Annotated in this window: 13 protein-coding genes and 1 other RNA gene; 11 read left to right on the top strand and 3 right to left on the bottom strand. The window is 60.3% G+C overall.

Translation table 11 applies throughout. The features are described from left to right. Positions 1-218 precede the first annotated feature (218 nt). From ffs to recR, 7 genes are all read left to right on the top strand, one after another. An RNA gene (ffs, locus tag HMPREF3135_RS06895) (signal recognition particle sRNA small type) lies at positions 219-313 on the top strand. Between the two features lie 317 nt (positions 314-630). Continuing rightward, positions 631-2,100: a SulP family inorganic anion transporter gene (locus HMPREF3135_RS06890; protein WP_070438855.1), complete on the top strand. Its 1,470-nt coding sequence runs from the start codon at positions 631-633 to the stop codon at positions 2,098-2,100. Positions 2,101-2,225: 125 nt separating this feature from the next. After that, positions 2,226-3,497, top strand: coding sequence for an aspartate aminotransferase type Ic (locus HMPREF3135_RS06885; RefSeq protein ID WP_210384707.1), 1,272 nt, complete (start codon positions 2,226-2,228; stop codon positions 3,495-3,497). Positions 3,498-3,531: 34 nt separating this feature from the next. Then, a complete protein-coding gene (locus HMPREF3135_RS06880; protein WP_070438853.1) occupies positions 3,532-4,257 on the top strand; it encodes a suppressor of fused domain protein in 726 nt (241 codons plus the stop codon). A gap of 30 nt (positions 4,258-4,287) precedes the next feature. After that, complete coding sequence (locus tag HMPREF3135_RS06875; RefSeq protein WP_070438850.1) at positions 4,288-7,158, top strand: DNA polymerase III subunit gamma and tau; 2,871 nt, start codon at positions 4,288-4,290, stop codon at positions 7,156-7,158. A 114-nt stretch (positions 7,159-7,272) separates the two neighbouring features. After that, positions 7,273-7,596 (top strand): YbaB/EbfC family nucleoid-associated protein, encoded by a 324-nt coding sequence (locus HMPREF3135_RS06870; protein ID WP_005511884.1) that lies wholly within the window; start codon positions 7,273-7,275, stop codon positions 7,594-7,596. Between the two features lie 37 nt (positions 7,597-7,633). Then, complete coding sequence (gene recR / locus HMPREF3135_RS06865) at positions 7,634-8,260, top strand: recombination mediator RecR (RefSeq protein ID WP_005511888.1); 627 nt, start codon at positions 7,634-7,636, stop codon at positions 8,258-8,260. 33 nt (positions 8,261-8,293) lie between these two features. Here recR and HMPREF3135_RS06860 read toward each other — a convergent pair whose 3' ends face one another. Both HMPREF3135_RS06860 and HMPREF3135_RS06855 read right to left on the bottom strand, forming a co-directional pair. Next, a complete protein-coding gene (locus tag HMPREF3135_RS06860; protein ID WP_005511887.1) occupies positions 8,294-9,106 on the bottom strand; it encodes a type 1 glutamine amidotransferase in 813 nt (270 codons plus the stop codon). Beyond that, positions 9,107-10,516: a MurT ligase domain-containing protein gene (locus HMPREF3135_RS06855; protein ID WP_246818319.1), complete on the bottom strand. Its 1,410-nt coding sequence runs from the start codon at positions 10,514-10,516 to the stop codon at positions 9,107-9,109. It lies immediately after the preceding gene. Between the two features lie 289 nt (positions 10,517-10,805). Between HMPREF3135_RS06855 and HMPREF3135_RS06850 the strand changes: the two genes are divergently transcribed. The 4 genes from HMPREF3135_RS06850 (at position 10,806) to HMPREF3135_RS06835 (ending at position 13,099) form a co-directional block, all read left to right on the top strand. Next, positions 10,806-11,144, top strand: a complete 339-nt coding sequence (locus tag HMPREF3135_RS06850; protein ID WP_049190157.1) for a helix-turn-helix domain-containing protein — start codon at positions 10,806-10,808, stop codon at positions 11,142-11,144. Positions 11,145-11,156: 12 nt separating this feature from the next. After that, positions 11,157-12,056, top strand: a complete 900-nt coding sequence (locus tag HMPREF3135_RS06845) for an ImmA/IrrE family metallo-endopeptidase (protein WP_049193463.1) — start codon at positions 11,157-11,159, stop codon at positions 12,054-12,056. Positions 12,057-12,131: 75 nt separating this feature from the next. Next, the gene (locus HMPREF3135_RS06840) at positions 12,132-12,656 is read left to right on the top strand and encodes a PIN domain-containing protein (RefSeq protein WP_141737768.1); all 525 of its coding nucleotides are present in this window, start codon (positions 12,132-12,134) and stop codon (positions 12,654-12,656) included. Next, on the top strand, positions 12,653-13,099 hold the full coding sequence (locus tag HMPREF3135_RS06835) for a thiol-disulfide oxidoreductase DCC family protein (protein ID WP_049190150.1): 447 nt from the start codon (positions 12,653-12,655) through the stop codon (positions 13,097-13,099). The genes HMPREF3135_RS06840 and HMPREF3135_RS06835 overlap by 4 nt, the downstream gene beginning before the upstream one ends. A 59-nt stretch (positions 13,100-13,158) precedes the next feature. Here HMPREF3135_RS06835 and HMPREF3135_RS06830 read toward each other — a convergent pair whose 3' ends face one another. Next, a complete protein-coding gene (locus HMPREF3135_RS06830; RefSeq protein ID WP_083280632.1) occupies positions 13,159-14,481 on the bottom strand; it encodes an exonuclease domain-containing protein in 1,323 nt (440 codons plus the stop codon). Positions 14,482-14,546 lie beyond the last annotated feature (65 nt).

Raw genomic sequence — 14,546 nt, 5'->3', positions numbered from 1 at the left:
ATGCGGACACACTTTTCTTTACTTAACCCGGATTTGCAGTATATGCCGGGGGCTGCGGGGAGGCGGGGAACTGTCATGAATGCTGTCATGAATGCTGTCACGAAACTGGTGACGAATCCGTGGTGGCAGCGCGCTGATTAGTGTGGCAGTTCTTCGCTGAACGGTGCGGCGAGCGCTAGCAGTGTGACTTTTTGCCTGGGCCTGTAGTAGGCTGTCTTCACGGATCCCATGTGGCGTCCATCTCGTGAACTCCCCCAGGGCAGGAATGCAGCAAGGGTCAGCGAGCTCTGACGGGTGCGTGGGGTCCCCTTTTTTTATCCCCGGCGTTCTTCTGGCACTTATGGCTAGGTTTCGGGCACTTGTCGGCGGTTTCCTGTGACCTATCGATGTTTTTTCGGCACTTATCCCCGCGATATTGGCCAGGCCATTTCACCTATCGATGAGCTATTCACTTATGGCCACGCTGCAGCGCATCGATAGGTGAATACCTTGGCCACAAGTGGTCGCGTTCGCTGGTCTGGAAGAATACTGTGCATGAGCGATGCAGACGACACGCGAGTGCCACCACAGACAACACGAGAACCGCTAGAAACTCCAGGACCACCAGAAACCCGAGAAACCCCAGCGCCAATGGGCGTGTGGGACTCCTTCCGGTTCGCAGTTTCTTCACCGAAGCGCCTGCGCACCGAGCTGCTGGCCGGTGCTGCGGTGTCGTTCGCGCTAATCCCCGAGGTCATCTCGTTTTCCATCCTGGCGGGCGTGGACCCGGCGGTGGGGCTGTTTAGCTCGGTGATTATGGCCATCGTGATTGCCTTTACGGGTGGCCGCCCGGCCATGATTACTGCTGCCGCTGGTTCGGTTGCGCTCGTCGTCGCGCCGTTGTCGCGGACGTACGGGATGGATTACCTCATTCCAACGGTGCTGCTCGCGGGTGTGTTGCAGATTGCTTTTGCGGCGCTGGGTATCGCTAAGCTGCAGCGTTTCATTCCGCGCGCGGTCATGATTGGCTTTGTTAACGCGCTGGGCATCCTCATTTTCACTGCGCAGCTGGAGCATCTCATCGATGTGCCGTGGCTGGTATATCCGCTGGTCGCTCTGGGTATTGCGATTATGGTGTTCCTGCCCCGCGTGTTCACCGCGATTCCGGCTCCGCTGGTAACGGTGATCGTCGTCACGCTTGTTGCGGTGTTGGCGAATTGGCGCGTGCCGAACGTGAGCGATATGGGCGAGCTCCCGGAATCCCTCCCGCAGCTGCTGATCCCGAATGTGCCCCTGACCTGGGAGACTCTGCAGCTGATTGCGCCGTATTCGGTGGGCGTGGCGATTGTCGGCATCATGGAATCGCTGATGACGGCGAAGCTCGTGGACGACATCACCGACACGCATTCGGACAAGACCCGCGAGACATGGGGGCTGGGTGTGGCGAACATCGCGGGCGGTTTCTTCGGCGGTATCGCTGGCTGCGCGATGATTGGTCAGACGATGGTGGGTGTGAAGGAATCGTCGGGACGCACTCGCTTGACGACGCTCTTTTCCGGTGTCTTCCTGCTCATTCTGGTCCTTCTGCTCAGTTCTGCAGTTGGAGTGATTCCGATGGCGGCGCTGGTTGCGGTGATGGTCGTGGTGTCGGTGGACACAGTCGATTGGCGCTCGATTTCCCCGCGGACGTTGCGCCTGATGCCGCGTTCGGAGACGGCGGTGATGCTGGTGACGGTCATCGCCACGCTGGCGACGGATAACCTCGCCATCGGGGTGATTTTGGGTGTGGTCGTGGCGTCGCTGATGTTCGCGCGCCGTGTCGCTCACCTGGTCAGGATTGAAGTGCTTGACGACGACCCCAGCGCCCACTCCCGGACGTACAAGGTGCGGGGTCAGTTGTTCTTCGCCTCCAGTAACGACCTGGTGTACCAATTCGACTACACCGATCCTGCGCAGCGGATTGTCATCGATATGTCGGAGGCTGAGATTTGGGATGCCTCCACAGTGGCGGCGTTAGATTCCGTGCGGGTCAAGTTTGCTGACCGGGGCAAAGAGGTAGAAATTATCGGCTTGGAGGGGCCGAGTAAGCAGCGTCTGGATGCGCTGTCGGGGAAGTTGTAGAAATCCCAATCCGGGGTATGCCTTACACTTGGTTGCAAAGCCGGATGCGGCGCGGGGAAAAAGCTTTCCGTGCCAGTTTTGTCAGGTTTTAACTTATGTCCGATACCTGGGAGGGTGCGTACACCATGGCCGTGGATTCCTTCGATGTTCAGCAGTTGGCGGCACACAAGGATGAGTTTGCGAAGGCATATGAGGAACTGAAGTCCCGTAACCTCGCACTGAATTTGACTCGTGGTAAGCCGTCGTCGGAGCAGCTCGATTTCGCAAACGCCCTGCTGGGTCTCCCGGCGCCGGATTACATTTCGGCTTCTGGGGAGGATGTCCGCAATTACGGCAACGCCAAAGGCATTACTGATATCCGCGCTATCTGGGCGGAACTGCTGGATCTGCCGGTGGAAAACGTCCTGGCACAGGATGCTTCCAGCCTGAACATCCAGTTTGACCTGATTTCGTGGGCCATGCAGTTCGGCAATGTCGACTCGGAGCGCCCGTGGAACGAGGAGCCGGTGCTGAAGTGGCTGTGCCCGGTTCCGGGGTATGACCGGCACTTTGCTATCACGCAGCACTTTGGCATTGAGATGATCCAGGTGCCGTTGAACGAAGACGGTCCGGATATGGATGTCGTGGAGAAGCTGGTGGCCTCCGACCCGCAGATTAAGGGCATGTGGAATGTCCCGATGTTCTCGAATCCGACGGGCGTGACCTACAGCGCTGAGGTCTGCCGCCGTCTGGTTGAAATGGAAACCGCTGCCCCGGATTTCCGTCTGATGTGGGATAACGCCTACATGGTTCACACGCTGACGGATGAGTTCCCGGAGATCCACAACGTCATTAAGTGGGCGGAAGAGGCCGGTAACCCGAACCGCGTGTGGGCATTCGGCTCGACCTCGAAGATTACCTTCGCAGGCGCTGGTATTGCTTTCTACGCTTCCTCGGACGCCAACTTGGAGGATTACCTCAAGCACGCTGGTATCCGCGGCATTGGCCCGAACAAGGTCAACCAGTTGGCTCACGCCAAGTTCTTCGGTGACGCGGAGGGCGTGCGTGAGCAGATGCGTCGTCATGCAGGTTCGCTGGCTCCGAAGTTTGAGAAGGTTCTGCAGATTCTGGATGAGCGCCTGTCGGAGTACGGCGTGGCAGAGTGGTCGAAGCCGACCGGCGGTTACTTCATCAACCTCGACGTGGTCGATGGCACTGCTCGTCGCGTGGTGGAGCTGGCCAAGGAGGCCGGCATTGCGCTGACCGGTTCTGGTTCTTCCTTCCCGCTGAAGCAGGATCCGAATAATCGCAATATCCGCCTGGCACCGTCGCTGCCTCCGATGGAGGAGCTCGAGGTTGCTATGGATGGCGTCGCTACCTGTGTGCTGCTCGCCGCCGCTGAGAAGGCGACTGCGTAGGTTAAGCAGGCCAGGTAGGTCGGGATAGGACTATATGAACTTCGAAGAGACGAAGTTTTGGATCTCCGGGCTTTTCCCCGGAGAACCCCAGGTCAGCGAGTATGTGACGGAGCTGCCGGGCAGTGGTCGGCACGGGCAGGAACACGATTCGGCTCCGCTTCGGGTCGCTGAGTTCTCGCTTTACGACGGGCCGGACGGCCAAGCGAACGAGCGTCGTCCGGAAACGGCAGCCGCCACCGTGGAGTTGGGCCGCAACTACTGTGGTCTGACCGGCGCAGCAAAGACGGATATCCGCGTGGAGCTCTTCTCCGTCGCATACGCTGATTTTCCCGTGGCCACCATGGTCGCGGCCGCGGGAGCGCTGGTGGAGGAAGAGCCGGAGTTCCTGTCGCCAATTCCGGGCCGTGTTATTCCGAATGCGGTGCGGCTGGCTGCCGATCAGGTGGCCGAGGTAGGGGAGTCGTCGGCAAGCGTGGCCTTTACCGTGGCGCACGTGCTGTGCACGGTGCCGTATGTGTGGAGCGACGGGGTGCCGAATGTGTCCGAGATGCCGGGCAAGATCAGCCTGCATGAGGGTGATGTGGAGTCCCCGCAGGGACGCATGACCACGATGACGCAACTGGTGCCAATTACGGATGCGGAGCTGGTGTTTTATGAGCAGCAGGGGCCGCAGGCGCTGATGCAGAAGTTGGCCGAAGTAGATGCTGACCTGCGGGATTGGTGCCGTGAGTCGGTTGTTTCCCAGGAGGGTTCGAACTAGCCGATCCGGGGTGGAAGGTAGGCTGAGCACGTGGCTCTGTATAGGAAGTATCGTCCGGCATCGTTCGCCGAAGTGGTGGGGCAGCGGCACGTAACTGACCCGCTGTCGGCGGCGTTGGAATCTCGGGATGCGCAGGGGCGTCCCAACCGCATTAACCATGCGTATTTGTTCTCCGGGCCGCGTGGCTGTGGCAAGACCTCGTCGGCGCGCATTATGGCGCGCAGTTTGAACTGTGCGGAGGGGCCGACGGCCACACCGTGTGGCCAGTGTGCGTCGTGTCGTGCGCTAGCGCCGGGCGGTCCGGGCAATTTGGACGTTATTGAGCTGGACGCGGCTTCCCACAATGGTGTGGAAGATATGCGTGAGCTGCGGGAAAAGGCTATCTTCCAGCCGGCGGAGTCGCGCTATCGCATCTTCATTATTGACGAGGCGCATATGATTACCGCTTCGGGTTTCAATGCGCTTTTGAAGATTGTGGAGGAGCCGCCGGAGCACCTCATCTTCATTTTTGCGACCACGGAGCCGGAGCGTGTGCTGCCGACTATTCGTTCGCGTACGCATCACTACCCGTTCCGGTTGTTGACTCCGCCGGATATGCGCGGGCTGCTTGAGCGTGTGGTCACGGCCGAGGGCGTGCGGGTAGAGCCGGACGTGTATCCGCTGGTCATCCAGGCCGGTGGTGGTTCGCCGCGTGACTCGCTGTCGGTTATGGATCAGCTCATTGCCGGTTCCGGCACCAATGGCGTGGATTATGAAACGTCTGCGGCCATTCTCGGTGTCACTGACAGCGTGATCATCACGGATGCGATTGAGGCGCTGGCAGCGGGCGATCGTGCGGCCATGTTTAGCGTGGTCGGGCGTGTGATTATGTCGGGTCAGGATCCGGCGCGGTTTGCCTCGGATCTGCTTGGCCGGGTGCGTGATTTGCTGGTGCTGTCCGCAGTGCCGAATGCGCTGGAGCAGGGCTTGGTGGAGATCCCGGAGAGCCAAATCGACGGTGTCCTGGAGCAGGCCGGGACAATTCCCCCGGCGACGCTGACGCGCTTCACGCAGGTGCTCTCTGATGGTCTGCGGCACTTCCGCGGCGTGACGTCGCCGCGCCTGCTGCTCGAAGTCCTCTGTGCGCGCATGCTCCTGCCCGCCACCGAAGACTCCGTGGAGTCGCTGCTGCAGCGCGTAGAAGCGTTGGAGCACGGCAGGCCCGCGCTTGCCGACGGCTCGGGGGCCGCAACCCCCGCAGCGGCACCGGTGTCTTCCGATGCGGGGCCGGGGTCGGGTGCGGCTGAGGCCGATGCTTCGCCGATGCAGTCTGGCCAGTCGGCTCGTGAGGCATGGCGCCAGCGGAATGCCCAGCGTAAGAAGGGTGCGCAGACCCAGGGCAGTCGTGCTGGGCAGGCAGCGCCAGCGCAGACACCGTCGCAGCCTCAGTCCCAGCCTGAACCTGTTCAGCAGCAGCCTGCACCAGCGGCAGCGGCACCGGTGTCGCAGGAGTCGGTGACTGAGCCGCAGCCTGCACCAGAAGCACCTACTGCGACCGCTGAACAGCCTGAACAGCCTGAACAGCCTGAACAGCCTACGCAGGCCGAATCAGTTGAACAGCCTCAGCAGGCCGAACAACCGCAGCAGTCTGAACCGGCTGAGCAGCCGATGTCCGAGGAAGAAGCTCAGGCGGAGAAGATTCGTGAGTTCCGTCGGAAGATGGCGGAGCATGCCCGCATCAGCGAGCAGCAGACTCGGGCGCAGCTTGCGCAGGAGCGTGAGCAGCAAACCCGCGAGCGTGAGGGGGAAGGCGGCTCGATGTCGATTGTCGAGGAAGAGCCAGTTGTCTCTGCCTCGACAGCTCACTCTGAACAGCCAACTCAGGCCCCACAGCCGGAGCAACCAGCACAGCCGGAGCCCGAACCTGCACCCGCCGGTATCGAGAAAATCCGCGAGCACTGGCAGGACATCCTTGCGGCTGTCGACGGACAGCATGCGTTCCCCATTCGCGTGCTGGCCGAGCAGGCGGTACCGCTCGATGTCGAAAACGACACGCTCGTCATTGGGCACAGCACAGGAGCGCTCGCTACCAGGCTCAATACGCCTGATTACGCTCAGGCGCTGTCCGCTGCAGTGAAGCAGGTGACGGGCTTCAACGGCCAGGTGCACTGTGTCGTCGGTACGCGCCCGCGCGCACCGCGTTCAACAGCTACTAATGGTGGTTCCGGGGAGGATGATTCGTCGTCAAGAGGTTCGTCCTCGCCGAACGACACCGCCCCTGCACCGACACTCGCAGCACCAGCGCAACCAGAGACATCTGAGCAGCAGGTACAGCAGCCGCAGCCAGGTCCGCAGCGGTCGTCGGCATACGCATCCGTTGTTGAGCGCCGTGCCAAAATCGAAGCCGCCAAGCGTGCTGAAATGGGACAGCAGGCAGGTCACGACCAGCCGGCACAGCCACATCAGCCAAGCCAACCAAGCCAGCCAGCTCAACCAAACCCGAACCCGGCCCAGCAACAGCCGCAGCAGCCAAACCAGCCGCAGTCATTCCTGCGCGCGGCCCAGGCCAATGCGCAAGCAAACGCTCAAGCAAATGCTCAGGCCCAGGCCAATCAGGATTCGGGCTTCGGCGGCGTCCCGCTGCCACCAGAGCCGATGGAGGAGTTCGCTCCACCAGAGGGCGCAGAGGGCACAGAGAGCTACGGTTCGCGCAACCCGTCCAACTACAACTACAACTCCAACGCCAACACCAACTACAACCCGGTTCCCCAAACCCCGCAGGACAACAACTACGAAGAGGACACCTCCGAGTATTTCGAGGCCGCGAACGAGGTCGGGTCTCTCGATCACCGCTCGCTAAAGGACGTGGTCATGGAGATGCTGGAAAAGGAGCTGGGAGCCAAACCGCTAGAAGACCGCTAGAGCCGTTAGAATGGGGCGGCGATGCGCGTCGTAAAGCATGGGCGATGAGCCTTAGAAGCGTGCGCGTAACTATAAATCAGCACGTAAAAAGCACAATAGTTAGGAAAGTTAGTTATGACTCAGCCAGATATGAACGCAATTCTGCAGCAGGCACAGCAGATGCAGGCGCAGCTGCAGGCAGCACAGCAGGAGATCGTCGCCTCCACCATCGTCGGTGAGGCCGGTGGCGGTCTGGTCAAGGTGACTATGCAGGGCTCGGGCGAGGTCACGGACATCGCCATTGATCCGAAGGTCGTAGACCCGGAGGATGTCGACGGGCTGCAGGACCTGGTCCTCGCAGCTTTCCAGGACGCTACCGCTAAGGTGCAGTCGCTGGCAGAGCAGAAGATGGGCCCGCTGTCCCAGGGCTTCGACGGTCTCGGTGGCCTCGGTTTCTAAATTAGCTTTTCAGACCAGTAATTGTAGGTAATTATCATTGTTCGAGGGACCACTCCAAGATCTCATTGATGAGTTCTCGCGCCTGCCGGGCATCGGCCCGAAGTCAGCTCAGCGTATCGCTTTCTACTTGATGAAGGCGGAGCCGGAGGACATCGGGCGACTCCAATCCGCGCTGGGGCGGGTGCGCGAGGGTGTGCAATTCTGCCGGGTCTGCGGCAATATTTCGGAAACCGACGTGTGCCAGTACTGCTCGGATACACGGCGCGACCGAGGTTTGGTGTGCGTCGTTGAAGAGGCGCGCGATATCCAGGCCATCGAGCGCACGGGGGAGTACAACGGTCGCTACCACGTGCTCGGCGGGGCGCTCGATCCGCTCGGCGGCATCGGTCCGAACGAGCTCAATATCCGCACGCTGCTGCAACGTATCGCAGGCGTGCTTGACGACGTCGACGAGACCCAACCCCCAGAAATCCACGAGGTCATCATCGCGACTGACCCCAACACCGAGGGCGAAGCAACCGCCACCTATTTGGCCCGGCTGCTGCGGGACTTCCCGGATCTCGAGGTCACTCGGTTGGCCTCCGGCATGCCACTGGGCGGGGACCTGGAGTTCGTCGATGAACTCACCCTGTCCCGCGCGCTGACGGGCCGGCTGAAGGTCTAAGGCCTCCAACCGGCCGCGCGCGAAACTACAAAACTAGCGCTCGCTCTTCGGACGCGGCTTGGACAGGATGCGCTCTTCGCGCAGCTTATCCACGACCTCGAGGTCTAGCGGAGCCAGGCTCGACAGGTCCTGGTTGGTAGCGCGGGCCAGCAAAAGATCAGCCAGCTGCGGATTGCGAGCCAACACAGGTCCGTGCAGGTAGGTACAGATAATCGAACCCTGCACCGCGCCCTCGGCGTCACCGGTCGGTGTGAGTGAAGAGACGTCCACTCCCGGAGCAATCCCGGAGTCCGCCTGCTCCACTTCCGGGCCGGTATTGCCCACGCCACGGACAACCCGACCAAGCGGCTTCGCATCGGCACCCAGGGTCGTGCGACCCATGTGGTTTTCGAAGCCAGTCAGTGGGCTGGCGTCGACGTCGTCAAGCAAACCGTTCGTGGGATCGACGAGCGTGCAGATTTCGCCGATCGCGCGCGACTCGAGTGAATCGGTGGTGCAGTCGACAAGGCCGAGACCTGCGACGTCGCGTCCGCCCGCGCGGAAGGAATTGCCGAAGATCTGGAAGCCCGCGCAAATCGCGAGGATCTGCTTCCCGGCCTCGGCTGCCTTTTTGATGCCGCCGTCATTGATCAGATGCTCCACCGCGATGGTTTGTGCGACGTCCTCGCCGCCGCCGACGGTGTAGATATCCAGGTCGGTGGGGACGGCGTCGCCCAGCTTGATCGGGACAATCTCGGCGTCAATCCCACGCATCCGCGCGCGTTGTCGCAGCACCAGCGCATTTCCATCATCGCCGTAGGTGCCCAGCACGTCCGGGAGGATCAGACCGATAGACAGCTCGCTCATTTACTTTTCCTCCTGTGCTCGTTCGATGTCGCGCTTCAGATCGCGGAAGGCGGTGTAGTTCGCCAGCACCTCAACTCGGGTGACGCTTGACGACGACCCCCGCGCCTCACACGACCGGATCGCCTGCAGCGGATTTGCGACCAACCTCGCATCAATGCCCGCATACAGCAACCGCACCGCGAGGTCAGTTCCGCGTTCGCCCGCGGATAACACATCCATGCCGTCGAAGTCTTCGAAGCGGACATCCCATAGCCAGGACAGGTCCTCGCCGTCGGCGACGTGACCGTTGACCGCGATGACCACTGCATCCGCAGTGCGATCGACCATGGACAGCGCCTCTTGCCAGCCGGCTGGGTTCTTGGCCAGCAGCATGCGCACGTGCTTCTCGGCGCCCTTGTCATCCCGCACAACCATGGTGGAGTAGCGGCCTGCAACGTTGTCGACGGTCTCGGTGGCCCGGAGGGATTTCTCCAGGTCCGCGCCCATATCGACAGCGCCCGCGATTGCCAAGGTGGCGTTGCCGCGGTTGGCGTTGCCCGGCAGTGTGAGGTTCATCGGCAGGGTGTCGCCAGCAGGCGTGATGACTCCCTCCGCAGTGATGCGGTAGTCCGGCTCAGGGCGCTTAAACTCCGAGCCGTCCGGGAGTGGCTTCACGGCATACCAGTCGTGGCCGTCCTGGATGATAGGGCCGCCGGTGCGCGGGGAGGAGGTGGCATCGTTGGTCCAGCCGCCGCCCGCGGAGACCCAAATAACCTTCTTGGCATCCCACGCAGCCGATGCGATGAGTGGGTCGTCGCAGTTGGCGATGACCGTCGCCTGCGGGTTAGCGTCCACCGCAGCGCGGAGTGTGGCCTCAATCTTGTTGATCTCGCCGACGCGGTCGAGCTGGTCGCGGGAAAGGTTCAGCAGCACCAGGACCTGCGGTTTCAGATCCTCTGCGATGTGCGGGACGTGTAGCTCATCGACCTCCAGGACCAGGCTGTCCGCATCGGGAGTGGCGAGCAGCGCGGAGATAATACCCGCGTCCATGTTGTCGCCGCCTTCGTTGGTGGCCACGTTGTGGCCAGCGGCGCGCATGGCGGCCGCGAACATACGGGTGGGGGTGGACTTGCCGTTGGTGCCAGTGATGATCGCGGCCGGGCGTCCCTTGCCGAGGGAAGCCAGAATGCGCGGGTCAATCTTCTGCGCAATTAGGCCACCAATCATGCCACCCGCGCCGCGACCGGACTTCCGGGAGGCCCAGGTGGCGGCGTGAGCGGCGGATGTGGCGAGGCCGGCGCGCAGGCGGGCGCCGGTGCCGCGCAGGCCACGAGAACTATTCGAGTCGCGGGAGCCACTCGAAGCAGTACCGTGCGGGCTGGCATCCGCGCTATCAGCGGAATGCGATTGCGGAGAGGTGCCATTTGTCATGTGTGTAAATATTACGCGCACGAAAGGGCTAGGCCTAAGAAGCAGGCCTGTGAGGCCTGATGGGATTTGTGGGAGGTCTCCCTGCGGAGCCTTGAAATCTGAACTTTGAGGTGATTGCGATCATGTTGATCTTCGGGGATTAGGCGGTCATGCGGCGGAAGAGAGGAAGGAGATTACCGAGGTGAGAAAGCGTATTTGAGGAATCGAATTCAAGCACTGAATCAAAGAATTATTGTTTTGATTCATGTGTTGCCCTATACTGTCCACTAGCAGATAAGGGGGAAGAGGTATGGCTAATACAGAAAGCAACTTCTTCGGCGCGCGCTTGCATCAGTTGCGCACAAATCGTGGCATGACCACACGTGATTTGGCTGACGCCACCGATGGTGTGGTGTCGCAATCTGCAGTCAGTCGCCTGGAAAATGGCAAGGCGACTTACTCACTTGAGCAGGTTATGGCGCTTGCGTGGGCTCTTGGCGTGCCGTTGGATGAACTTGTGGAGGAAAACCCGGTCAGCCAGCGTGTGCAGGCCGTGGCCCGCACTTCACAGGATGGCGCGAGTGTTAAGGGAGCGCGGGAGATGCTTTTGCCTTACCTGCAGCTTCGAGTGCTGCTAACTCAAAATTAAGGAGGGTTCCCCATGTGCAGTGCGAGCAAGGAGGGGCTCGACCTTGCTATAGAGTTCCGCAAGAAGCACACCCTAGGAAATGATCCAATCGCCGACATCGCTGGCTTTATGCAGTTGGTTAATGCAGATTTTATGATTCTGGATTTACCAGCCAATGTTGATGCACTTGCTTTGCGTGACCCCGTGACGGGAGCGACAGTCATTGGAATTGCGAAGTCATCCGTTCCTTACCGTCAGCGGTTTACCGTTGCGCATGAAATTGGGCATTTTGTTTCCAATGATTTCGAGTCCTCGAAAATCGTTGCAGATGATGAGCACTCTGAGCCTGGAATATACGCCTGTGGCAAGCGTGATTATCAGGAAGTTCGTGCTGATGCCTTCGCTCGTAATGTGCTCTGCCCAACTGATGGGTTGAAAACAGACCAGAACCTCGGCGAGCTTATCGGTGGAGGTGACGTCCTTGCTGCGTTGTCCCATGTCGTTCGCAAGTATCAAATTTCGCCGCGAGTCGCACTTATTCAGATGAGGCGCGCAGACCTCATTAGCGAAGGGCAATCGGAAGAACTGAAAGGTGTATCAGCTCCCACGCTGGCTGCCCGGTATGGCTGGAAAGCTGACTATGACCGCGCGGTAAAGGTCTCCGAACTAGTGCAACCATCAGCGCGGTTGGTGAAAGACGTATATCGCGCTTACGAACAGGGGATAGTCGACCTTCCCAGCATTGCTTTTGCTGAAATGAGCAGTGTCGATGAGGTGAAGGAGCTGATAAGTGCATCGCAGTCACAGTTACCGCCATTGAGGCATGATGCGAATGTGCAGAATCAGGATGCGGCTGACACGGAAGCAGATCCCTTCGCGGAACTAGACGCTTTCTTCGGCGATGGTCCCGATAGTTTAGAAAGCGCCCAATAAACGATGGCTGGTTACCTCCTAATAGCTGATACAAGCGTACTTCTTAATTTCGTATGTTCGAAGAATCACCAGTATTTGCTCGACTTCGCAGGCAAGAAGACCATCAGCATTCCAGGAGCAGTCAAAAATGAAGTCGAACGCAAATTGGATAAACGGCGCTTCAACTGCGGAAAGAGACACTGGGATTGGTTTCTGGGGCACCCGAATGTCGAAGTTCTCGACGATGACCACAAAAAACTTTATCCCTATGTTCGCCTCTATTCTGGTCCTGGCTATACCTTTCAAGGGGGCAAAGCTAAACACCTGGGAGAGTACATCGCTATCGCCCATTGTCTTTATGCGAAAGATCAGGGTAAGGGCGTAGCCACTGCGCTCATCATGGATGATGGTGATGCCTGTGAGCTAGCGCGGAAGCAAGAAGCTGGATACATTTTCAATACCGAGCACGTGCTACTGCAATGCGTGAAGTCGGGCTCTATTGGGTCGCGCGGGCAAGCCAAGGAAATTTGGGAAGACCTCCAGAAATTTGATGTCCTAGTCAATTTTGAGCACACCAAACTTAATGGCAAGAGTCTGTATAAAAAGGCCGCCGAAAAATGATGAACCCTGACATCACTTTCTACTACGACCGCGATTGTGGGTTCTGCGAGGCAAGCGTGACCCTTCTGGCCAAACTCAGTGGTGTCCGCATGATTGGTGCTAGTCCCGAAGACCAGTCCTTGCCAGAGGAAGTTCGTCAACACATCTCAGCTGAGGCGGTCGCCATGCTTCCAACCCCGGCGGTCGCCACAATCCCAGCCGAAGCAGCAGTCGGTGAACCTGGTGCTAAGAGCGGCCGAGAATTTCGGTACGGCCACGAGGCGATAGGTATCGCCTTGCGTGAGGGCGGCACCAAGGCACTATTCCGATGTGCGGGCACATTCCTGCTCTTCCCGCCACTGACAAAACTGTGGAGCTTTATCTATAAGGTTGTCGCTTCCAACCGTCACAGAATCAGCGCGGTCCTGGGGCTTAACGCCTGCAAACTAGACTCCACAAGATGACTATCCGGCAGGCCCGTTGCCCCAGTGCCACTGCAATTACCCAATGAGCAGCCACCGAGTCAGCCGTTAGCCTCGTCCTTCACAGCGGCCGGCGACATCTCTCCGACCAGCCGCAAGAATGCCTCATCGGAAACGATCGGAATGTCCTTCCGGTGGGCATGCATGGCCTTGCCCGTCAGTTGATCCGGAGTCACATCCGCAGGTCGGTTACACACCAGCACCGATGACTCTCGGGTGACCTTCTCCGAGTAGGCCAGCCCAGCCCGCACGCCCGCCGCAATCAGCTCATCCGGGTCCAGCGACACCTCTGGCGCCACGACGAACTCCATGCCCTCCGCGAGCTTCCGCCCCGGCGTATAGCGGCCGGGGTTCTCCACGGGGCGCGGTGCCTCCATCGCGTCGACACGCACTGCCGAGCGCTGCAGGCCCACAATGTCTTCGCGCAGCTGGTCGGGCGTGTACATGTTCAGGGTTGCGCCCTCATCGAGCCCGCCCTGTGCGCGGAACAGCGCAAGCGTGGTGGTGACGTCATCCAACGTCCGCACTCGCTCCGGCACCGAGATGCCAGCAATCGATGCCTCGGGCGAAGGCACATCGAGGCCATAGGCGCGCGCGACGGCGCGCAGGCGTGCGTCGTCAAGCCGTTTGCCCTGGCGGCGCGCCGTTTCCAACGTATCGGCAATCCGTGCGGGCGCCGGAATTCTCGCGACGCGAGTGCGCGTACGACGACGCCCCCGCTTATTCCGCGCGGATCGCTCACGATTCGCTTGACGACGGGCCCTCTTGGCCTCGGCAACTATAAAACCCCAGACCAGCGGCGCATTATGAGCAACCAACGTGCGTCCATCGAGCGCGTGCGCGAGCTTGGCCTGGATCACCCCGAATTTCGGAGCCCCCTCGAAGTCCGCGGGCTCGAGGCCGTGGAGGTGTGTCGGGCCGGGATCTTCGGTGGGATTGATGACGACATGCCAGGTGTCCACGATGTTGCCGCTGCTGTCGGCGGTGGATACTCCCAGACTGACCAGCCGAGACGTCTTGGGGTGGATGCCCGTGGCCTGGATGGACACGATTGCGTAAGGAGCTTCCTCCGCCGACGAGAACTGTTTGTGCTCGTCAGCGGCCTTTGTTGCGGCGGTCTCGGCCGTGGCGGGTGTGGTTGTGGCCGTTGTGGGTGTGCCAGCGGTACTCGCGCCGGTGGTGGTTGAGGCCGGTGTAGCTGCGTTGGTCGTGGCTGCGTCCGTTGTGGTGGAAGCCGGTGCTGTTGGTGGTGTTTTCGCGCCCGCTGACGACGCGCGTTGAGAACGGCGACGATTCCGCCGCCGCCTCTTCGTCTGAGAAGAGGTCCCAGTCGCTTTGCGCTCCTCGCGCGCCGATTCAGTCATGCCTCAAGACTAGCGGGTGCGCTCACCCGCGGAGAAAGTGACTAGGTTTATGACACTTTGAGCAC

The organism is Corynebacterium sp. HMSC14H10 (assembly GCF_001807105.1).
Classification (GTDB): Bacteria; Actinomycetota; Actinomycetes; order Mycobacteriales; family Mycobacteriaceae; genus Corynebacterium; species Corynebacterium jeikeium_D.
Note: the sequence above shows the minus strand (reverse complement) of the source record. Positions and strands in the feature narration are given on the sequence as shown.